The following is a 23178-nucleotide window of genomic DNA, read 5'->3' as shown; positions in this document are numbered from 1 at the left end:
ATGAAGGTTGTAAATAGTGCAATTTCAAAAATTGATGGTATGGATATTGCAACGGGGAAACCTGTTTACACAGATGACTTAGATAATAATTCGTTGGTTATAAAAATCCTTAGAAGCCCTTATGCTTTTGCAAAGATCAAAAACATAGATACACAAAAAGCAGAAAAATTAAACGGAGTTGAATGTATACTTACACACAAAGATGTTCCGAATATAAGATTTACAACGGCAGGTCAATCTTATCCTGAGCCATCTCCTTATGATAGATTGATTTTAGAGGAATATGTTCGTTATGTAGGAGATGAAGTTGCGATTATAGCTGCAGTAGATGAAAAAACTGCATTAAAAGCTATGAAATTAATTAAGGTTGATTATGAAGTATATAAACCTGTTTTGGATTTTGAAAAAGCACAAGAACATAAATCTATAGTTCATCCAGAAGATGATTTGCATGTGAATTTTGATATTGGTACAAATAAAGAAAAAAATATAGCAGCTTCTTATAAAACAGAAGTTGGAGATGTAGAAGCTGAACTTAAAAATAGTGAGGTTGTGGTAGAAGAAACGTATTACACTCAAGCTCAAGCTCATGGAATGATGGAAACATATCGTGCATTTAGTTATATGGATCATAATGGCAGACTTACAATTGTAAGTGCTACACAGATTCCTTTTCATGTTAGAAGAATTGTTGCAAGAGCTTTACAAATTCCAAAGAGTAAAATCCGTGTAATAAAACCTAGAATTGGTGGAGGTTTTGGTGGAAAGCAAACAGCATCTGTTGAAATTTTTCCAGCAATAGTTACACTTAAAACAGGAAAGCCAGCTAAGATTGTTTATGATAGAAAAGAAACATTTAGCTGTACAACTAGTCGTCATGCTATGAGGATTAAAGTAAAAATAGGATCTGATAAAGAAGGAAATATTAAAGCGATAGATATGCAGGCTTTATCTGATACAGGTGCATATGGTGAACATGCATGGACGGTATTTAGTGTTGCAGGACATAAGACACTTCCCCTATACAATCAAGCAAAAGCAGTAAGATATATGGGGAATATAGTTTACACAAATAAAATGACAGCAGGAGCTTTAAGAGGATATGGAGTTACTCAAGGAACATTTGCATTAGAATCAGCAATCAATGAATTAGCAGCTAAGTTAAATATAGATCCTGCCAAACTTCGAGAAAAGAATATTATAAAAGAAGGAGAGACAAATCCTATCTTAGGAGGATCTAAAGAAGGACAGCCTGTTGTTTTAGCAAGCTGTACTCTTGATAGATGTATTGAAAAAGGAAAAAAACTTATTGGATGGAATGAAAAGTATCGTGGAAAAGATATGGGTAATGGAAAGGTTAGAGCTGTTGGGATGGCAATAACAATGCAGGGGTCAGGTATAGCAGAAATTGATACAGCTTCAGCGGAGATTAAATTAAATGATGATGGATTCTACACACTTTTATTAGGTGCTACAGATATGGGACAAGGATCAGATACAATTCTTGCTCAAATGGGGGCAGATGTTTTAGAAACTACAATGGATAAGATAATTGTACACACTGCTGATACGGATATTTCTCCATATGATACAGGTTCGTATGCTTCTAGTACAACTTATGTAACTGGAAATGCTGTTATAAAAGCCTGTGAAGATATAAAAAATAAAATACTAGAAAATGCAGCAAAGCTTTCAGATATATCAAAAGAAGATTTAATGTTCGATGGAACATTTGTCAAAAAAACTAATGAAGAAAATGTATTATCTCTTGATGAGATAGCACAACGTTTATCAACAGGAGAAGGCAAAAATCAATTGATTGGAGTGGGCTCTTTTGGTGGAGAAACAAGTCCACCTCCGTTTATTGCAGGATTTGCTGAAGTAGAAGTTGATAAAGAAAGTGGTAAAATAGATTTAATTGACTATGTTGCAGTTGTTGACTGTGGAACGGTTATAAATCCAAAACTAGCTCGAATTCAAGTAGAAGGAGGACTGGTTCAAGGAATAGGAATGGCAATGTATGAAGATGTAAGATATAGTGATGCTGGAAAAATGCAAACAAATACATTTATGCAGTATAAAATTCCTTGTAGAAAAGATATAGCTAATATAACTGTTGATTTTGAATCTAGTTATGAACCAACTGGTCCTTTTGGAGCAAAGTCTATTGGTGAAGTTGTAATTAATACTCCATCACCAGCAATTGCAAATGCTGTTTATAATGCAGTAGGTGTGAATGTAAGAAGTCTGCCTATTACACCTGAAAAAATTTTAATAGGATTATTAGAAAAAAATAACTAAAATACAATTGTAAAAAAATTCAAAATATTATACAATGTAAGATATAACAGTAAAAGGAGGATTAAAAATGAAAATTATGGCTTATAGTAGTTCAGTTTCAAAAAATGGTGTATCTCTTTTTTACGGGAGAAGTGCGTCCATTTTTAGAAAACTACGAGTATAAGATCGTAATTTTTTAATCCTTATAAAAGATGCACACTCCTAATTATGGAATTTTAATAATACAATATTAGGAGTGATTTTTTATGCAAAAAAACATTAAATTAAGCTATATATATAACTTTTTCTTTAGTTTTAATATACCTTCAGCTATTTGGGTACTATACCTAAGTTTTAAAGGTCTTACATTAGTAGAAATAGGTTTTTTAGAATCTATATTTCATTTAACTAGCTTTTTATGTGAGGTTCCAACTGGAGCTATTGCAGATATATATGGACGAAAAACAAGTATTATAATAGGTAGAATCTTAAGCTTTATATCTACAGCTTTTATGATTTTTTCAGTTGGTTTTATTGGATATGCTTTTAGTTTTGTGTTTTCAGCTTTATCATTTAACCTACATTCTGGAGCCGCAGAATCTATAATATACGACAGCATGAAGATTTTGAACAAAGAAAATGAGTACAAAAAAACGTATGGATCAATATCCTTTTATATGGAAATAGCAAGAGGGTTAGCTATACTGATTGGAGGAATACTTTCTGATTTTGCCTTTATGTATGTATATATTTTGGCTTTATTTATAGATATATTTGCATTAAGTAGTGCTACATTTTATGAAGAACCTAATATAGATCATAAGAAGCATAATGAAAATGTATTTATACATCAATTAAAAGAAAGTTTCAAGATATTAAAGGAAAATAAAATAGCTTTATATTTGATCTTATTTTATGCTTTTATATGTACAATAGATACAACAGTATACTTTTATTGTCAGAAGCACTTTGAGAATATGAGTATATCTAGAACTTCGATAGCTATTATCTACGGGATAACTAATGTAGCAGGTGCCATAAGTTCTAAGTATGCTTATATTGTAGAGAAAAGATTAAACAAGAAAACTATTATAAAAATACTTTGTATTTCGAATATTTTTATACTAATAGGATTTTCAGTATTTATAGGGTATTTTACTATTATAATCTTTTTATTATCTTGTATGATAAGTGGGTTTGCGATACCTATTTTTAGTGATTATATAAATTCGCTAATTCCATCGCAATATAGGGCAACTATACTATCATTTGATTCTGTATGTTTTAGTATGTTTATGCTAGTATTATTCCCGATTGTTGGATTGATGGCTCAAAGTTTTGGAATAACTACGGCATTTGGAATTATAGGGGGAGTGCTTATACCTATAGTTGGATTTATAGTTTATAAGATGAAAGATTAATAAGTAAATTTGGGTGCTTAAGCTAAAAATGATACTCATTGAAATACCGCTATTTAATTAACATTTTAATAGAACTTAAAGATTATAACATTTTTAAATATCCTAAAACTTCATAAACTCCCTATGGTCAGACAATGAAGTTTTTTACGGATATTTAAATGTTATAATCTGAGTTCTATAGTAAAATGTTAATCTAAAAATAGCTAACATTTCAATGATCATCATTTTTAAGTATAGCTCTTAAACTCAATAAAAGATCTTTTTAAAGATTTAGAGACTTTTTTATTTAAGGGAATAAGATCATATTTAATAATAAGAGCTAAATCTAAAACTTTCTATGAAAATGTTAGCAAATATCGTTGTATTTGCGGTATTTTCATAGAGAGTTTTTGATAAGCAATACACTTTAAAATGTTGACATAGGAATTTAAATATGATATACAAGAAATAGGAGTTATCACTCGTGAACTTAGAGTGCTAACAAAACATATACATAAGAGGTTGAAAGGAGAGATTAATTTGGAAAGAAAAGAATTCAAAGCAGAATCTAAGAGATTATTGGATCTTATGATCAATTCAATTTATACTCACAGGGAGATTTTTTTAAGAGAGCTTATATCAAATTCAAGTGATGCTATAGATAAGATATATTATAAGGCATTGACTGATGATAATATAACATTTAATAAAGATGATTATTATGTAAATATAGATGTTGATAAGGATAATAGATTAATTAAAATATCAGATACTGGTATTGGAATGAATAAAGAGGAACTTGAAAATAACTTAGGGGTTATAGCTAAGAGTGGATCTTTACAGTTTAAAAAAGATAATGAAATCAAAGATGGACATGATATAATAGGTCAATTTGGAGTAGGTTTTTACTCAGCATTTTTGGTAGCAGATAATGTAACTGTTATAAGTAAGGCTTTTGAATCTGACACAGCTTATAGATGGGAGTCTAAAGGTGTAGAAGGTTATACTATTGAAGAATGTAGTAAGGATAGTGTAGGAACAGAAATTACACTTAAGATAAAAGAAAGTACAGAAGATGAAGATTTTGATAAGTACTTAGAAGAATATACAATAAGAAATATAATTAAGAAATACTCTGATTTTATAAGATACCCAATCAAGATGGATGTAACTACTAAGAAGCCTAAAGAAGGAACAGAAGGTGAATTTGAAGATGTTGTTCAAGAAGAAACTATAAACAGCATGGTTCCTATATGGAGAAAAAATAAGAATGAGCTTAAAGATGAAGATTACGAAAATTTCTATGCCGAAAAGCATTATGGATTTGATAAGCCTATAAAACATGTTCATTTAAGTGTTGACGGAATGATAAGATACAATGCTATATTATATATTCCAGAAAAAACTCCTTATGATTTTTACACTAAGGAATATCAACAGGGGTTAGAGCTTTACTCAAGTGGAGTTATGATTATGGAAAAATGTTCTGACTTACTTCCTGATTATTTTGGATTTGTAAAAGGTGTTGTAGATTCTGAGGATTTATCATTAAATATATCAAGAGAAATTTTACAACATGATAGACAGTTAAAGTCTATAGCTAAGAATATAAAGAATAAGATAAAGAATGAGTTAAAGAACTTATTAAAGAACGAAAGAGAAAATTACGAGAAGTTCTATGAGTCATTTGGAAGACATTTGAAGTATGGAGTATATAGTGATTTTGGAGCTAATAAAGAAGTACTTCAAGATTTACTTATGTTCTATTCGTCAAAAGAGAAGAAGCTTGTTACTTTAGATGAATATGTATCTAGAATGCCTGAGGATCAAAAGTATATATACTATGCTGCTGGAGAGTCTATTGATAGAATTGATAAACTACCACAAACTGATCTTATAAAGGATAAGGGGTATGAGATACTTTACTTTACAGATGATGTAGATGAATTTGCGATAAGAGTTCTTATGAACTATAAAGAAAAAGAGTTTAAGTCTGTGTCTAGTAACGATTTAGGAATAGAAGCAGATGATAGCGAAAATCCAGTTGATGAGAATGAAAATAAAGATTTATTTACATTTATGAAAGAATCTTTATCTGATAAGGTTAAGGCTGTTAAAGCATCTAAGAGACTTAAAAAACATCCTGTATGCTTGTCAAATGAAGGAGACGTTAGTATAGAGATGGAAAAGATTCTAAATGCTATGCCTGAGAGCCAAGGAGTAAAAGCTGATAAAGTTCTAGAGATAAATGTAAATCATGATATATTCAATTCTTTAAAAGATGCTTATGAAAATGACAAAGATAAGTTTAAATTATACACAGGCTTACTTTACAATCAAGCTCTTCTTATAGAAGGACTTCCTATAGAAGATCCTGTAGAGTTTACTAATAATATGTGTAAAATAATGAAATAGATAAATGACGCCTTTAATAGGCGTCATTTTTGTTCTAGTTGTAATTATTTTAACCGAAGGAATACGGTGACATTTACTTGAAATATGAGCTATTACTATATCAAAAAAATATATAGGATATCAGTATTATATATATTCAAGTAATATTATGGTAAAATAGACTGAGTTAAATAAGGAAAAATTATGAAATATTATAATTGATTAAAAAATGGAGGAATTTAATGGTACTATCATTTTTTCATAATATGCTTATATATATTGGTTTCATATATATATGTATTAAGTTAAATGAATATATTTTAAAAAAAATAAAACATAAAAAAGCTAGAATTGCTATACGTTCAGTTTTGGCTAGTATATTATCCATTTTAAGTATGACTCATCCATTTAAACATAGTGGAATGAATTTTGATTTGAGAAATATACCGATTTTTTTTATTTCATATGTATATGGATGGAAAGCAGGTATAATATCTGTTGTTTTACCTAGTTTATTTCGCTGGTATATAGGTGGATATACAATTAAACAAGGTATAGTTTCATCTATAATGATTCCTATGATAGTAGGATCGTTTTTTTATAAAATTGAAAAAAAGGAATTTATAAATAGTGCTATATTAGATTCAAAAAAAATCATAAGAACGTATTTGATTTATAATACAATCAAATTTACATATATGATATTTAACATGCCTCTTAATTATAATTGGACTTTTATGATAAGTATAAATATTATGTTTTTTGGTATTGTTGCGTTGTATTGTATGATATTAATGATAAATGATTATAAGAAAAAATTATTGATGATGAATGAGATGAATGAGAAACAAGAAAAGATAAAAGTTTTAAATGAAAATCTTAAGAGTATAAATGATACGTTGTATAAACTTATTGACGTCATGCCAGTAGGGGTTATAGTAATAGGTGCAAAGGGAAAATGCAAGTTGATAAATGCTATAGCATCTGATTTGGTATATGATGAAATAAATAATGAAGAATGTGATTTAGAGAAAAGATATCCTTTTTTATACAGAATGAATGGATCTAAAATTGATATAAAAGAACATCCTCTTTTCCAATCTATTAAAAATGGAAAAGTAATTAAAAATGAAGAAATTCTTATACGTAAAAAAAATAAGGATGAAAAAATTATTTTAATGTCTAGTACTCCCGTGTATGATTGTAAAGGAAGTATAATAAAGGGTATAGGCGTATTTAATGATATTACAAAAATTAAAGAAGATGAAAAATTGAAAAATCAATACATCAAGGAACTTTCTGATGAAAGAAAAAAGCTGAAAAAAAAGAATTCACAACTGATACACTTGTCGAAGAAGTATATGTCAACTCTGGATATGATATCTCAAAAAAATGAAGATCTAAAAGTAGCAAATGAAGCAAAAAATAATTTTATAGCAAATATTAGCCATGAATTAAAAACACCTTTAAATATAACAATGACTTATTTAGAATATCTTTTAGAAGAACAAGAGGGAAATTTAAATATACAGCAAAAAGAAATCATGGAGATTGCTTATAAAAATGCAGAACGATTAGAATATTTAATAAACGATTTGTTAGATTTTTCTATTTTGGAAACTGAAAAATGGAAATTTAAATTTAAAAAAATTGATTTAAATGAGTTAATTAATACTTTAATAAAAGAAAGAAAGCTTTTTATGAAGAATAACAAGACAGACATTATATTTAATAATAATCAAAAAAACATTGTAGTAATAACAGATCCTCTTAGATTGAGACAAGTAATAGATAATATATTAGATAATGCTATTAAATTTTCTAATGAAGGGAACATTAAAGTATTTATTGAAAAAGAAGAAGATATACATATTTTCATAAAGGATTGCGGAATTGGAATTGATCAAGATAAGATAGAAGAAATTTTTGAACCTTTTTATCAAATTGACAATTCTTATAAGAAGAAATATAAAGGAGTAGGATTAGGTCTCAGTATAGCTAAAAAAATTATAGAAGAGTTTAGTGGTAGTATATCTGTGAATAATAATGTGGATAAAGGTTGTACTTTTAAGATAACAATTCCATATGACTGTTTGGGTGAGGAGGAAAATGATGAAAAAAATAGTTATTGTGGATGATCATAAAGAAATATCTGATTTACTAGAGCGTGTTTTGAATAAAGATAATTATAATGCAAAGGCTTTTTATGATGCAAAATCAGCAATTAAATTTATAGAGCAGGATTGTCCAGATTTAGTGTTATTAGATATTCAAATGCCAGATATGTGTGGGTTAGAAGCATTAAATATAATAAAAAAATTAAACCCAAAAATAAAAATCATTATGATTACGGCTTATGCAGAAAGACAAAATTATAATAATTTATTTGAAAATGGAGCGATTGAGTTTATATCTAAGCCATTTAAATTAAAAGACATAAGAATGATTATTTCAAAAGTTTTATCAAGTAGTGATACAGAGTATAGGAGCAAATTAAAAAATAAAGGTATTATTATTGGGCAAAGTGAAGCAATAAAAAAATGTAGGAATGAAGCATTAAAATTTTCTAATAATGATGCACCTATAATAATTTATGGAGAAAGTGGTACAGGAAAAGAATTGTTAGCAGATTTTATTCATTACAATTCCGTTAGAAAACATAGTAGGATTGTTAAAATTAACTGTGCTGCGATTCCATTAGAATTATTAGAGAGTGAATTATTTGGATATGAAAGAGGGGCATTTACAAGTGCTATATCATCTAAAAAAGGCAAATTAGAGGAAGTGCATCAAGGAACTTTATTTTTGGATGAAATATGTGATATGGATATGAAACTTCAAACAAAATTACTAAGAGTTTTGGAATACAAAACATTTGAAAGATTAGGAGGTAATAAGGAAATTAATTCTGATTTTAGAATTATAGTTGCGACAAATAAAGATATCTTGGAAGAGGTTAAAAAAGGAAATTTTCGCCAAGATTTATATTATAGACTGAATACCTTTAATATAATTGTACCTCCTCTTAGAGAAAGAAAAGAAGATATACAATGTCTAGTTCATTACTTTATTGATTTGTTTAGAAAAGAGTATGTTACGACTGTGAAGAAAATATCTGATGATGTATGTAAGATTCTAAAAACACATACTTGGCCAGGGAATGTAAGAGAATTAAACAATGTTATACAGAGAATGATCTCGGTTGCGCATACAGAAGAAATTGAAATAGAGGATATGCCTGACTACTTATTTGAAGAAAATGAATTAGACAATAGCGAATATTGGAAATGTAAAATGTTAAGTATGGAAGAATTAGAAAAGAAACATATTATTAATGTTTTGAAAAAAGTAAAGGAAAACAAAAAAGAAGCTATTAATATTTTAGGTATTAGTGAAAAAACATTATATAATAAAATGAAAAAATATAATATATAGTTGTAAAATTTGCAAAAAAAACTCGTAATTTGTAAATTTTGCAAAAAAACAAACCTCCATGTATTTTTATTACATGGAGGTTTGTTTTGTATATATTGGAATTTGAACAAAGGTACATATTTATTTGAATTTGAATATATGGCATAAAATTTGCTTGGATAAAAGAGGTAGATAAATATAAGAAAATATTGTAGAAAAAATAAGGAGGAATTTATAGGTGATAAATAATTTAAGAATTAGATTCAAAATTTTAGTGTTTTCAATTACGATGATACTGTTATTGTGTATAATGGGGGCTACAGGATATGCCTACCTTTTAAAGGCAAATAAAGAAATAACAGAATTGTATGAGGATAGATTATTGGCAATACAATATTTAAATGACAATAGAAATCAAGCAAGAGCTATTGAGGCAGATATATATTATATAATGCTAGACACAGAGGATAAAGGACATCAGAAAAGGAAAATAGAGGATATAGATATAAGAATAAAGAAATTTTCTGATAACTGGGAATTATACAAAAAAACTAATCTAGATAAATATGAAAAGGATACGATTAGTGTTTTAGAAAGTAATCTTAAAAAATATAGAGAAGGTAGATCTGTTGCTATAAATTTGGCTTTAGAGGGAAATCAAATAGAAGCATTACAAGCATTTAACTCTATTGAAAATGTTGCAGCAGAGTTTCAAAAGAATTTACGTGATTTAGCAAAATACAATATTGAAACATCAAAAAAAGTTAACGAACAAAATAATAAAGATTATTCTAGTTCATTAAAATCATTTGGCACTCAATTATTATTTTCTATAATTATAGCAATTATTTTAACTTTAATTATTTCAAAATCTATATCACACCCAATATTGTTAGCTATAAAGCATTTACAAGTTGTTGCTGATGGTGATTTTTCATTAGAGGTTCCAACTCAATTTAAAAAAAGAAAAGATGAAATTGGAGATATTGCAAGAAGTATAGATGTAATGCAAGCCTCTTTAAAGACTTTGATTATTAATGTTAAAAAAGAAGGTGATGACATTATAACAATAGTAGATGATATTTCGCAAAATATGGATAATTTAGATAGTAATATAGAAGGTGTATCTACTACAACAGAACAATTATCAGCAGGAATGCAGGAAACAGCAGCATCTTCAGAGGAGATGAATGCAACATCTGTTGAAATTGAAAACGCAGTCCAAGCTATCGCAGAAAGAGCTCAAGATGGTGCTATAGAAGCTGGGAAAATTAGTAAAAGAGCAGAAGATATTAAACAAGATTTTACATTAGCAAATGAAAAATCTTTAAACATATTTGTAGAAACAAAAGATATTCTAGAAAAAGCAATAGAGGATTCAAGCATAGTAAATCAAATAAATGTTTTATCAGAAGCAATTATGCAAATAACAGAAAAAACTAATTTATTAGCTTTAAATGCAGCAATTGAAGCAGCAAGAGCAGGAGAGGCAGGTAAAGGATTTTCAGTAGTAGCAGATGAAATAAGAAAGTTAGCAGAACAGTCTAAGGAAACTGTAGTAGAAATAAAAGTTATAACAGAAAAAGTTATGAAATCAGTAAATAATCTATCAAATAGTTCCAAGGATATATTAAATTTTATATCAAAGGATGTAGATAATGATTATAAGACGATGCTTAATGTGGCACAACAATATAGTGAAGATGCAGAATTTGTAGATGGTCTTGTAACGGAGTTTAGTGTAACTTCAGAAGAACTATTAGCATCTATTCATGATGTATTAAAGACTATAGAACAGGTGGCACAAGCTTCAAGCGAAGGAGCAGAAGGAGCAGCTGATATTGCTGAAAAAATAAATGATGTAACAAAACAATCGTATAATATAATTGATAAAACACATGAAGCTAGAGAAAATGCAGATAAATTGAAAGAAGAAGTATCGAAGTTCAAATTATAAGAATGTATAAGGTAAATAGTGTCATTTTAACAAACTCAATTGACACTATTTATTTTTTTATATACAATGATATCATAATTCGATATCGTAAAACGATATTAAAAACAAAGAGTGTAAGGAGATAGATATGAAAGATAAAATATTAAGGAAATTATTTTTAGGTTTTATGCAGATACACATATTGCATCATGCTAAAGTAAAGCCTATATACGGAACATGGATGATGGAAGAATTACAAGAGCATGGATATAAGCTTAGTCCAGGGACTTTATATCCTATGTTAAACAGAATGGAAAAAGAGGGTTTATTATCTAAAACAGAAGAAAATGTTGATGGAAGAATAATAAAGTTTTACACAACAACAAAACTTGGAGAAGAAGTTTTAGATGAAGCAAAAGAAAAAGCAGGTGAGTTATTTGGGGAAATAAAAGAAAGTGGTGATCACATTGATTAAATTTGAAAATATCAATTTAAGATTTGATGATAAGGTTATATTTGAAAATTTCAATATGAATATTAAAGGTGGTGAAAAAGTACTTTTAAAATCACCTTCGGGTAAAGGGAAATCTACACTACTTAAACTACTTTTGGGATTCCAAAAGATTGATTCAGGTGAAATAATATTTGATTGTAAGAAATTAGAGAAAAATAATTTAATGTATTTTAGAACAAACATAGCTTATTTAAGTCAAGATGTTGAATTAAGAAATCAAAATATCTGGGATTTAATTGTTGAGATTTTTTCTTATAAATACAACAAACACATAAAAGTTACTAAAGATAAGTTTTTGGATGTTGCCAACTATTTTGATCTTTCAAAAGATATAATAAAAAAGGAAATAAGAGATCTTTCAGGTGGAGAAAGACAACGATTAGGTCTTATTATATGCATACTATTAGATAGAAAAGTATGGCTTTTAGATGAAGTCACTTCTGGTCTTGATAAGGATATGAAGCAAAGAGTGGTAGACTATGTTTTAAAACAGGATAAGACAGTTTTAATAGTTTCTCATGATAATATTTGGAGTGAAAATGATATTGTCAGAATAGAGGAGTGGTAAATATGAACGTACATGAAGTTTCCTATTTTTCTATATTGAGCTTAGTTTTTTTTATAATTCCAATCATTATAATAAACTATAAATTAGGTATTAATATAAACAAGAAAATGCTTTTTTCTATAATAAGAATGGTAATACAGCTTACTTTAGTTGGGTTATTTTTGCAATACCTTTTTGATTTTAATAATCCTTATCTAAATTTTTGTTATTTAGTTTTTATGATATTTGTTGCTAGTTTTTCAACGATTAAATCTTGTGATTTGAATATAAAAAGAATGATAATTCCATTGTTTTTATCATTTATAATTCCAAATGTAATTGTGTTGATGTTTTTTAATGCTTTTGTTGTAAGAACAAATAATGTGTTTAATGCTCAATATATGATCACTATAGCAGGAATGCTATTAGGTAATAATTTAAGTGGTAATATTATATGTATAAATAATTTTCATAATAGTATAAGAGAAAATAAAGAAGAGTACTATTATTTTTTGAGTATTAGTGGAAATAAGATAGAGGCTTTGAAACCGTATTTTAAAAATGCTATTTTATCTTCTGTAAATCCTACAATAGCATCTATAGAAACAATAGGCTTGGTGTCTTTGCCTGGAATGATGACAGGGCAGATTCTAGGAGGGGCAATACCATTAACAGCAATAAAATATCAGATAGCAATAATGATAGCTATTTTAATAGTAAGATATTTTGGATCAATTTTAGCACTAATACTTACAGGTTCAAAAATGTTTGATGAGTATGACATATTGACAATTAGATGATGAAATATGCTCTCCTATAAGTGAATAAAAGTATAGGAATTTAATTATAAAAAAAATATATAATAGCTTTAAGTACTATAGAAAATTTCTATTTTTGCAGTTTCTTTAATTATGTTAGAATTTATCATGGGAATAAAGTGGAATTTAATTTAGCTGGAGTTTTTACTCCAGCTAAATTGCCCTATGGGGAAACTAATCCAGAAGCTGTAGAGTTTTTATCTTCAGCCTTAAGATGATGGAGTATTACAATTCTTAGCTTTCGGATAAATAGGAAATACAATTAGTCTTTTATACTTTATTCACTGATATAGGAGGGCTGAATATGAAAAAAAATAAAATATTATTTGTATTATTTGCATCTATTATGACATTTATGGTTTTACTAACTGGATGTAGTAGTACATCTGAGGACCAAGGTGAAGGTGATAAGAAACAAATAAAAGATAAGTTAGTTTATGCCATTTGGAGTTCACCAACAGGGGTTTTTAATCCATTATTAAATGATACTACATATGATGATTATGTTATAGATTTGACTTATTCTTCATTACTTAAATTTAATAAAAATGGAGAGTTAGTTTGTGATTTGGCTGAAAAATATGAAGTATCAGATGATAATTTATCATTTACGTTTCATATAAAAAAAGATGCAAAATGGCATGATGGTAAGCCTGTAACAGCTCAAGATATTGCTTTTACATTTGAGGCAATGGCAGATAAAGATTATGCAGGAGCAGGATATGGTAATGTTGAGCGTTTAAAGGGTGCAAAAGATTATCATGAGGGAAAAGCAAAATCGATAGAGGGAATCAAAGTATTAGATGAAAATACAATAAAATTTGAATTTGAGAAGGTTTATTCTCCTGGACTTTTAAATATAGGATTTGAAGGAATAATTCCTAAGCATGTTTGGGGAGAAGTTCCTATAGCAAAATGGAAAGAAAGTAATGAATTATTAAATAATCCTGTTGGTAGTGGACCTTATAAAATGTTAAAGTTTGAGCCAGGACAATACGTTGAATTAGAAAGATTCGATGAGTACTATGGACAAACAGCAAAAACTAAAACATTTATATTTAAAGTAACTAATCAAGATACAGCACAAGCTGAATTAATTAATAAAACTATAGATATAGCAGATGTTACATCGTTAAAAGCTAAGGATATAGAATTACTAGAAAATGAAGGATTTAAAATAAAGTCATATCCAAATAAACTTATTCAATATATGGGATTCAACTTAAGAGATGAAAGATTTCAAGATAAACAAGTAAGACAAGCATTTATGTATGCTATAGATCGTAAACTTATGGTTGAAAAATTAATAGAAGGTAATGGAGTAGTTGTTAATACACCAATGCTTCCTTCTTCTTGGGCTTATCCAAAATCTGATATATTAAATCATTATGATTACAATATCCAAAAAGCAAAAGAGTTATTAAAAGAAGCTGGATGGGAAGATAAGGATGGTAATGGAATAGTTGAAAATAATAAAAATGAAGAGTTTGTAGTGGAATTAAAATATCCTACAGGAAATAAAACAAGAGAACAGATAGCTCCTATTGTTCAAGCTAGTTTAAAAGAAATTGGAATTAAAGTAGAATTATCAAGTTTGGAGTTCTCTACTCTTATGGACCAAGTTGTTGGAAATCATGAATTTGAATTATATTTAATGGGTAATAATTTAGATTTAGATCCAGATCCAAAACCATACTGGCATTCAAGTGCAGCATCAGATGAAAAAGGAGTATATGCTTGGAATATATCTGGTTTAAAGAATCAAGAATCTGATAGTTTTATGGAACAAGGATTATCTACGTTAGATATGAATGAGCGTAAACAAGTATATGAAAAATTTGCTAAGTTGATGAATGAGGAATTACCTTGGGTATATCTTTTCTGCCAAAATACAAGAATTGCATATAATCCTAACTTAGAGAATTTTAATCCAACAACGCATTTAGACTTATTTGATGCTGAAAATTGGACTATATATGAATAATAATTAAATCTAAAGAAAGGTGATATTTATATCACCTTTCTTTTATGTAAATATAAAATTTAAGAGGTGCATCAAATGCTAAAATATCTTGTTAAAAGAATTCTAACATTAATAGTAGTATTAATAGGTATTTCTATTATAGTTTTTACATTAGTTCATATGCAGCCTGGAAATCCATACTCAACAATGATAGATCCAAATATTTCTCAAGAAGTTTATGAAAATATGTTAAAAGAAATTGGATACTATGATTCTTTGCCTATTCAATATATAAAATGGATTAAAAGGATATTGCATGGAGATTTAGGTTATTCAATACATTACAAAGCTCCAGTTATAGATGTTATAAATTCGAGAATATGGAATACTTTTATTTTGGCTTCAGTTTCTATGATATTAAGTATCTGCATTGCAATACCCGCGGGAATAATATCAGCAACTAAGAAGTATTCAATATTTGACTATATTGTCACTATTATATCTTTTATAGGAATATCTATTCCTTCGTTTTTCTTTGGATTACTTATGATAAAATGGTTTTCCTTTGACTTGAAAATATTTCCTGTATCCGGAATGACAACTGTAGGAAAGTATTATACAGGTATAAAGGGGATAGTAGATGTGGTTAAGCACATGGTTTTACCTGTAATTGTACTATCATTTTTAAACCTAGCTATGATCATGAGATATACAAGATCATCAATTCTTGAAGTAATAAATCAAGATTATATTAGAACTGCAAGAGCAAAAGGATTAAGTGAAGGTGTGGTTATATGTGTGCATGGATTTAGAAATGCACTAATATCTATAATAACAATACTTTGTATTCAAATACCGTCTTTATTTTCAGGAGCACTGCTTACAGAAACCATATTTGTATGGCCTGGTATAGGAAGATTAAATTACGAAGCTGTATTAAATAGAGATTATCCACTTATTATGGGGATACTTATGATACTTTCTATAATAATACTTTTTTCAAATTTATTAGCAGATATATTATATGCAGTAGCAGATCCTAGAATACGTTATGATTAATTGAGGTGAAATATATGCAGGCAAGTGATAGTAAGGAAATTCTAACACCACGAAAAATAGCCATTATGAAGATTAAAAAAAATAAATTAGCTATATTTGGTTTGTTATTTTTAATCTTAGTAACTTTTTTTTCAGTATGTGCACCAATGTTTACAGATTATAAGGTTGATGATATTGATTTATACAGTATTGAGTGTGAGCCGAGTGAAGATCATATACTTGGAACCGATGAAATAGGTAGAGATGTTTTTACAAGACTTGTATATGGAGGAAGGGTATCGTTAACAGTTGGAGTTGCTGCTACAGTTATTCAGCTTGTTATAGGGATATTACTTGGTGTGATTTCGGGCTATTGTGGTGGAATAGTTGATAAGATTATAATGAGGATAGTGGATATAATAATGTGTTTTCCTTTTTTTGTAATAGCTATTGCCATGGCTTCAATATTAGGCCCTAGCATATGGAATATAGTTATTATAATTGGAATACTTTCATGGACAAAACTTGCAAGAATAGTAAGAGCAGAGGTAATTGCATTAAAGGAAAGAGAATTTATACAAGCTGCAAAAATTTTAGGAGCAACACCTGTGAGGATAATAATCAAGCATTTAATTCCTAATATAATATCTCCTATTATAGTATATTCAACTATTTCAATAGCGGATGGTATACTTTCAGAGGCAGCTTTAAGCTTTTTAGGAATGGGAGTTAGACCTCCTCAACCCAGCTGGGGTAATATGCTTGCAGCAGCTCAAAATATGAGAGCATTGCAATCTCAGTGGTGGCTCTGGCTTCCTCCAGGAATTCTTGTTTTGTTAACAGTACTATCTATAAATTTTATAGGAGATGGACTAAGAGATGCATTAGATCCTAAGCTTGAATTATAAATAAAATAAAAAATAAAAACATATTGATTCTAAAACATTAATATGATATATTTTCAATATAAATAAAATACCAAAATAAGTAAATGAAGCCATGAAGGTTTTAAAGAAATAAAAATTTCTTTTACCTCATGGCTTATTTTTTTGCAAAAGGGGGATTTTTATGAAAACTAAAAAAATTGTATTAGGAGGTTTTCTTGTAGGACTAGGGGTTTTAATTCCTATGATATTTCATATGGTAAATATGGGAGGACCAGTATTTTTACCTATGCATATACCTGTTTTATTAGCAGGTTTTTTATTAGGAGGGGAATATGGATTTTTAGTTGGACTAATAACACCTATTATTAGTAGTATTATTACAGGTATGCCGCCGATGATTCCAGTACTTCCAATAATGGTAGTAGAACTTAGCTTATATGGATTAATATCAGGTATATTATTTAATAGAGTTAAATTAAATACTCTAATGAGCTTGATATTATCAATGATTTGTGGACGAGCAGGAGGATTTTTAACAGTATATATAATGGCTAATGCATTGGGATTTAAAAAGCTTAACCCTATGATTTGGATTAAAACAGGGTTAGTAACAGGTCTTCCTGGAATTGTAATTCAGCTTATATTTATACCGACTTTACTGCATATATTAAGTAAATCTTTAAAAAAAGATTCGGTATATTCATTGAAGTAAGTACTATTTGAAAGGAGAATTTATGAAATCACAAGTAGATTTTTTTAATACCATGGCTAGCAAGTGGGATGAAATCATATATGTTGACAATGATAAAATAAATTATGCTTTAGATAAAACAAATATAAAAAAAGGAAGTAAAATATTAGATGTTGGGACAGGAACAGGAGTTATGATTCCTTTTTTAATAGAAAGAATAGAAGAAGAAGGGAAAATAATGGCTGTAGATGTTGCTCAAAAAATGCTTCTTATAGCTGAAGATAAATTTAAAGACAACAATAGAGTTAGCTTTTTCAATTTAAATGTAGAAATAGATACTATAGAAGAAAAATTTGATTTGATAGTTTGCTACAGTGTATTTCCTCATTTTGAAAATAAGACAAGAACTATAAAAAAACTTGTAAATAAGAATTTACGAGAAAATGGAAGCCTTTTAATATTTCATTCTCAAAGTAAAGAGGATATTAATAAAATACATAAACAAGCAGATGATATTGTTTCAGAAGATAAATTAATAGATTTAAAAACTCAAAAAATAATATTTGAAAATGAAGGATTAAATATAATTGATGGGATTGATAATAAAGATATGTATTTGATTTTAATAAATAAAATCAATTCTCGAATTTAATATTTTGTAAATGTATGTAATTTTATATTATAGAACATAGATAAAGTGAAACTTAATTCAGATGGAGTTTTTACTCCAACTGAATTCTGTGTAAGTTCTTATCTTTAGTATAAAAATTCTATTATTTTAATCTTTCATCATCTTCATCTACATATTCTAGGATATCACCAGGCTGACAATTTAATATTTTACATAATAATTCCAGTGTAGAAAAACGAACTGCTTTTGCTTTGTTATTTTTTAGAATAGAAAGATTAGCCATAGTTATTCCCATTTTTTCTGAAAGTTGGGTAGAATTAATTTTTCTTTTGGCCATCATTACATCTATATTTACTATAATTGGCATATCAACATTCCTTTCTAAATTGTTTTATCATTTTCTTCTTTGATTTGTATAGCTATCTCAAATAATTGTGATAATACTAGACATAAAAATCCTATTGTTACACAAATAAAACTAACTACAATAATTGGACCTCCAAAAACAATATACTTGAAGAATTCAACTGAGTGTTCTAAATATTTTACACATCCAATAAAAATAATGATTTCACTAAAAGAGCATATAGAAATAACTTTTAGCGATTTAACGCTTTCAATAGAAAAAGGATTATTTTTTATAACCAAACTAGAAAGTTTTTTTAATTTAAATAAAGACATAACATATGGAATTGCACATAAATAAATACAAATAGTAACAGCTATTACTAAGCCGTGATCTAACAATGAAAATTGACTTTTAAAAAATGCTGTAGTAATAAATGGAGTTCCTAAAAGAAGGATACAAGTAATATATATTCCTAAAGTTACAACTATATTTAAAATTTTAGAACTAGAATTGTTTTTCATTTTATCAACCTCGATTCTTTTTATTTGTATTACTATAGTAAATAAAAATTTATCGTTTGTCAATAAAAAATAAAAGTCAATCGATATGTAATTGTCATCCGAATTGAAATATTATTCAGACAATAGGATAAAAAAACCTAGATCTCACTTGTACGAAATCTAGGCAGATAATCTAAAATCAAAATATGTTTATTTGAAAACTATTTTACCGTTATTCATAAATTTCAACTGGAGTTTTTAATTTAGCATATTTCCAAAGTTTTTTAATATCTTTATCAGATAATGCTATGCAACCCCAAGTCCAGTCTGAAGAACTTCCACCTCCATGTATTCCAACTTCTCCTCCGAGGGGAGTTTTCCAAGGGGGTTGTATTTCTTTCTTATTTGCTTTTTCTATTTTTTCAAATATGGTTTGATCTATTAACCCATCTTCTAATCCCTTTTTAGCATCTTCTATGTTAGGATAGCTTATTCCTAAAAAAAGAGTGAATTTACTTTTATCATTTCTAGTACAAATATAATATTTTCCAACAGGTGTTTTTTTATCTCCTTCTTTATGTTTATCTCCTATAGGAGAAGAACCAAGGCCTATATTAAATTTATCAATTAATTGACCATCAACGTACAATTCTAATAATCTTTCTTTTTTAAATATCTTTATTAAAGTGTTTTGTGGTTCATTTTCCATTGTTTCAATAGTATCTTCAGAATTCATTGATAGATAGGTTAAGAAAATATAAAAGATAAAAACAAATACTAAAAATATTCCTGTAATTTTATTCATTTTTAAAATTTTCATAAATATTTTATTTCCTCCTCTTATTAACAATTATACAAAATTTATGTTGTCTTCCACACAGCCAATGTTTTGAATAGGTATTAACAGATTCATTTGTTTAATCACTATATTAGATATGATTGTTAGGGTAAAAAATTAATACAAATGTACTTGCCACTTCAGAGGTATCATTTTTATAAGTATGGCATACATCTCCTGAAAAAACTAATGCTTCTCCGCTACATGCTTTATAAGTAATACCATTAACTTCAATTTGTAAACATCCATTTGATACAAATACATACTCTTTAACACCTTGTGTATGAGGGTTTGAATTATGAACACATCTTGGCTCAAGGTCCATTTTAAATACTTCAAATTTTGTATCTTCATTAAAAGGTAAAAAAGGAAAAGTCTTGTATTTTCCATCATCTTCTATTAGCGGATTTAAGTTATTGCAAGACACAAGATGTACAGATGGTTTTTTATCGTCCATCAACATTGAAAATGATATATTAAGACCACTGGCAATTTTCCATAAGGTAGTTACAGTAGGTGTTTTTTGTCCTTTTTCTATTTGAGATAACATACTTTTACTTACACCTGTTAATTGTGATACTTGATCTAAACTAAAACTTCTTTCTTTACGCATTCTACTTAAATTATTTCCAATCAGAATATTTAAATTTTCCATAAAACCCTCCAAAAAAACATTGTACACTATAGTGTTTTGTTGTATACTATAGCGAAACAAATATATTATAGCATTATTCTATCATGAATTGATAGATGATTATAGAATTAAAGATATAAATATTAAAGAATTAATAATAATAGAATTTGAAAAGGAGGAAGAAAAATGAGTGAATTAATATTTCAAAAGCAGGGCTATCTAAAGGAATTTGATTGTAAAATTATTGAGGTAAATAAAGAAGAAAATGCAGTTATACTTGATAAAACAGCATTTTATCCAGGGGGAGGGGGACAACCTTGTGATGTAGGATTATTAAAAACAAGTACAAATGAGTATGTTATTAAGAAAGTAAAGAAAAAAGGAAAGAATATATATCATTATATAGATGCAAAACTTCCTAATATTGATGAGGACTGTATAGGAAAAATTGATTGGGATCATAGATACAAATTAATGAGAACTCATACTGCTATGCATATTCTATGTGGAATTGTATGGAGAGATTATAAAGCACAAGTAACTGGTGGAAATATGGAGCCGTTAAAAGGAAGAATGGATTTTGAATTTGAAAATTTGGATAAGGATTTGATAAAAGAAATAGAAGAAAAAGTAAATAAAGAAGTAGAAAATAAAAGAAATATAAACGTAAATATACTTAAAAGAGAAGAAGCATTTCAAATTCCTGATTTAATAAGAACTAAAATAAATCTTCTTCCAGAAGGTATTAATGAAATTAGAACTATTGAAATTGAAGGATTAGACCTTCAAGCAGATGGAGGAACTCATGTGAAAAATACTGGTGAGGTTGGAAAAATAAAAGTCGTAGATTATAAAAGTAAAGGCAAAATTAATAAAAGACTATATATTGAGTTAGAAGATTAAGTTATAAATTATAGAATAATATAAAAATAGAGGCTAAATAAATGCTTCTATTTTTATATATAAGTATATTGATTTAAAGAATATAAAACTTCTGTTGACAATAGTACTAATTAGTAGTATATTTAGAATATGAATAATGTTAAAATATCATATGGTGAAATTGATGATTTAAATTTATCTCTTATAATTTCTTTATTCAGATGCAATCAGTCGTTTAGCAAAAAAAATTTGAAAAGTATTAAAGAGGGAGGATTAACAGTTTCTCAGTTTGGTGTACTTGAGGCGCTGTATCATAAAGGTGATTTGAGGATCTGTGAAATAATTGAAAAAATGTTATCGACTGGTGGAAATATGACTGTGGTTATAGACAACCTTGAAAAAAGTGGCTTTATAAAAAGGCTCTCAGATCCTAATGATAGGAGAGCAACGTTAATAAGCATTACAGAAAAGGGTAAAGACTTAATAGATGATATATTTCCTAAACATTTGAAAGAAATGAGAGAAATGCTTAATGAACTGACAAAAGAAGAGAAAAAAATACTTATAATGCTTTTGAAAAAAATGAGTGGAGTATAATTCTTTTTTTTAACTAAATATAACTAATTAGTAATAAAATAAAATGAATTAAATATGAAAATTTATAAAAAATAAAGTGTAATAATGCTTTTTATAAGTTATTTTTATAAAAATTAAAAATAAAAATCTCTAATATATACTTTTTATATTAAAAAATGTATATGTTATCAAAAAAATAAATACTAATTAGTTGTAAAATATTAAATTTATATTAGGAGGGGTTAATATGAAAAGCAAAAAAGTGACTATAGAATTTTTTCATGATGTAATTTGTTCATGGTGTTATATATTATCTCCAAGATTAAGAAAGCTTGTTAAAGAGATTCCTGAAGTAGAAGTTATACATCATTCATTTGCTTTGTCTAAAAGTCCTGAGCATACAATTAGAATGTTTGGATCAATGGAAAATGCAAAAAAGGAAATTATGGATCATTGGAGAGCTTCAAATATAAACGATGATAATAATAGAATAAATGCTGACTTAATGGAATCTAGAAATTTTGATTATCCTCACTCATTGCCTGGACTTTTGGGTTGTAAAGCAGCAGAACTTCAAGGAGGGCAAAAAGTTCATTGGGATTACTTTGACCTTGTACAAAAAGCTCACCTTACAGAGGCAAGAAATATCGCTGATTTAGAAGTTCTATATGATATTGCATCTAAAGTAGGGCTTAATAAAGAAAAATTTATTAATGATTATAACAGTAAAATTGTAATGAAAATGGTTGAAGACGACATTAAACTATCTAAACAAAAAAGGATTAATTCAGTTCCTACACTTATTATCAATAGTGAACAAAAGATATCTGGTGCTTTAAAATATAATGATTTAAAAGAATTAATTATTAAAAATTATTAGTAATTT

At 27.7% G+C, this 23178-nt stretch carries 21 protein-coding genes; 17 read left to right on the top strand and 4 right to left on the bottom strand.

Annotated features, from left to right (window positions below):
* From P4S50_RS15025 to P4S50_RS14960, 14 genes are all read left to right on the top strand, one after another.
* Positions 1 to 2301, top strand: a complete 2301-nt coding sequence (locus P4S50_RS15025) for a xanthine dehydrogenase family protein molybdopterin-binding subunit (protein ID WP_277731624.1) — start codon at positions 1 to 3, stop codon at positions 2299 to 2301.
* Between the two features lie 245 nt (positions 2302 to 2546).
* A complete protein-coding gene (locus P4S50_RS15020) occupies positions 2547 to 3701 on the top strand; it encodes an MFS transporter (protein WP_277731623.1) in 1155 nt (384 codons plus the stop codon).
* A gap of 519 nt (positions 3702 to 4220) precedes the next feature.
* Positions 4221 to 6095, top strand: coding sequence for a molecular chaperone HtpG (htpG, locus tag P4S50_RS15015; RefSeq protein WP_277731622.1), 1875 nt, complete (start codon positions 4221 to 4223; stop codon positions 6093 to 6095).
* Positions 6096 to 6316: 221 nt separating this feature from the next.
* Positions 6317 to 8212, top strand: a complete 1896-nt coding sequence (locus P4S50_RS15010; protein ID WP_277731621.1) for an ATP-binding protein — start codon at positions 6317 to 6319, stop codon at positions 8210 to 8212.
* Entirely contained in the window at positions 8187 to 9509 is a 1323-nt protein-coding gene (locus tag P4S50_RS15005) for a sigma-54-dependent transcriptional regulator (RefSeq protein ID WP_277731620.1), read from the top strand. The genes P4S50_RS15010 and P4S50_RS15005 overlap by 26 nt, the downstream gene beginning before the upstream one ends.
* A gap of 217 nt (positions 9510 to 9726) precedes the next feature.
* Complete coding sequence (locus tag P4S50_RS15000; RefSeq protein WP_277731619.1) at positions 9727 to 11445, top strand: methyl-accepting chemotaxis protein; 1719 nt, start codon at positions 9727 to 9729, stop codon at positions 11443 to 11445.
* A 127-nt stretch (positions 11446 to 11572) separates the two neighbouring features.
* On the top strand, positions 11573 to 11899 hold the full coding sequence (locus P4S50_RS14995; RefSeq protein WP_277731618.1) for a PadR family transcriptional regulator: 327 nt from the start codon (positions 11573 to 11575) through the stop codon (positions 11897 to 11899).
* Positions 11892 to 12506: an ABC transporter ATP-binding protein gene (locus tag P4S50_RS14990; RefSeq protein ID WP_277731617.1), complete on the top strand. Its 615-nt coding sequence runs from the start codon at positions 11892 to 11894 to the stop codon at positions 12504 to 12506. Before P4S50_RS14995 ends, P4S50_RS14990 begins: the two co-directional genes overlap by 8 nt.
* A 2-nt stretch (positions 12507 to 12508) precedes the next feature.
* Positions 12509 to 13285, top strand: a complete 777-nt coding sequence (locus P4S50_RS14985; protein ID WP_277731616.1) for an ABC transporter permease — start codon at positions 12509 to 12511, stop codon at positions 13283 to 13285.
* Positions 13286 to 13607: 322 nt separating this feature from the next.
* Positions 13608 to 15287, top strand: coding sequence for a peptide-binding protein (locus tag P4S50_RS14980; protein ID WP_277731615.1), 1680 nt, complete (start codon positions 13608 to 13610; stop codon positions 15285 to 15287).
* A gap of 75 nt (positions 15288 to 15362) precedes the next feature.
* The gene (locus P4S50_RS14975; protein ID WP_277731614.1) at positions 15363 to 16325 is read left to right on the top strand and encodes an ABC transporter permease; all 963 of its coding nucleotides are present in this window, start codon (positions 15363 to 15365) and stop codon (positions 16323 to 16325) included.
* A 14-nt stretch (positions 16326 to 16339) separates the two neighbouring features.
* Positions 16340 to 17212: an oligopeptide ABC transporter permease gene (gene opp4C / locus P4S50_RS14970; RefSeq protein WP_277731612.1), complete on the top strand. Its 873-nt coding sequence runs from the start codon at positions 16340 to 16342 to the stop codon at positions 17210 to 17212.
* Between the two features lie 160 nt (positions 17213 to 17372).
* Positions 17373 to 17903, top strand: coding sequence for an ECF transporter S component (locus P4S50_RS14965; RefSeq protein WP_277731610.1), 531 nt, complete (start codon positions 17373 to 17375; stop codon positions 17901 to 17903).
* Positions 17904 to 17925: 22 nt separating this feature from the next.
* On the top strand, positions 17926 to 18534 hold the full coding sequence (locus P4S50_RS14960; protein ID WP_277731609.1) for a class I SAM-dependent methyltransferase: 609 nt from the start codon (positions 17926 to 17928) through the stop codon (positions 18532 to 18534).
* Between the two features lie 121 nt (positions 18535 to 18655).
* On the opposite strand, the gene P4S50_RS14955 is transcribed toward P4S50_RS14960, so the two are convergent.
* From P4S50_RS14955 to P4S50_RS14940, 4 genes are all read right to left on the bottom strand, one after another.
* Positions 18656 to 18880 carry a helix-turn-helix domain-containing protein gene (locus P4S50_RS14955; RefSeq protein ID WP_277731608.1) on the bottom strand — a complete coding sequence of 75 codons (225 nt, stop codon included), beginning with the start codon at positions 18878 to 18880 and terminating at the stop codon, positions 18656 to 18658.
* Positions 18881 to 18894: 14 nt separating this feature from the next.
* Positions 18895 to 19383 (bottom strand): DUF2975 domain-containing protein, encoded by a 489-nt coding sequence (locus tag P4S50_RS14950; protein ID WP_277731607.1) that lies wholly within the window; start codon positions 19381 to 19383, stop codon positions 18895 to 18897.
* Positions 19384 to 19594: 211 nt separating this feature from the next.
* The gene (locus P4S50_RS14945) at positions 19595 to 20182 is read right to left on the bottom strand and encodes a L,D-transpeptidase family protein (protein ID WP_277731606.1); all 588 of its coding nucleotides are present in this window, start codon (positions 20180 to 20182) and stop codon (positions 19595 to 19597) included.
* Positions 20183 to 20291: 109 nt separating this feature from the next.
* Positions 20292 to 20855 (bottom strand): helix-turn-helix domain-containing protein, encoded by a 564-nt coding sequence (locus tag P4S50_RS14940; protein WP_277731605.1) that lies wholly within the window; start codon positions 20853 to 20855, stop codon positions 20292 to 20294.
* Between the two features lie 165 nt (positions 20856 to 21020).
* On the opposite strand from P4S50_RS14940, the gene P4S50_RS14935 reads away from it, so the two are divergent.
* From P4S50_RS14935 to P4S50_RS14925, 3 genes are all read left to right on the top strand, one after another.
* Positions 21021 to 21737 (top strand): alanyl-tRNA editing protein, encoded by a 717-nt coding sequence (locus P4S50_RS14935; protein ID WP_277731604.1) that lies wholly within the window; start codon positions 21021 to 21023, stop codon positions 21735 to 21737.
* Between the two features lie 129 nt (positions 21738 to 21866).
* Entirely contained in the window at positions 21867 to 22313 is a 447-nt protein-coding gene (locus P4S50_RS14930) for a MarR family winged helix-turn-helix transcriptional regulator (protein ID WP_277731603.1), read from the top strand.
* Positions 22314 to 22539: 226 nt separating this feature from the next.
* Complete coding sequence (locus tag P4S50_RS14925) at positions 22540 to 23172, top strand: DsbA family oxidoreductase (RefSeq protein ID WP_277731602.1); 633 nt, start codon at positions 22540 to 22542, stop codon at positions 23170 to 23172.
* The last annotated feature ends 6 nt before the right edge of the window (positions 23173 to 23178 follow it).

Source organism: Tepidibacter hydrothermalis (assembly GCF_029542625.1).
GTDB lineage: Bacteria > Bacillota > Clostridia > Peptostreptococcales > Peptostreptococcaceae > Tepidibacter_A > Tepidibacter_A hydrothermalis.
The sequence above is the reverse complement of the archived record's forward strand: the minus strand, read 5'-3'. Positions and strand labels throughout refer to the sequence as shown.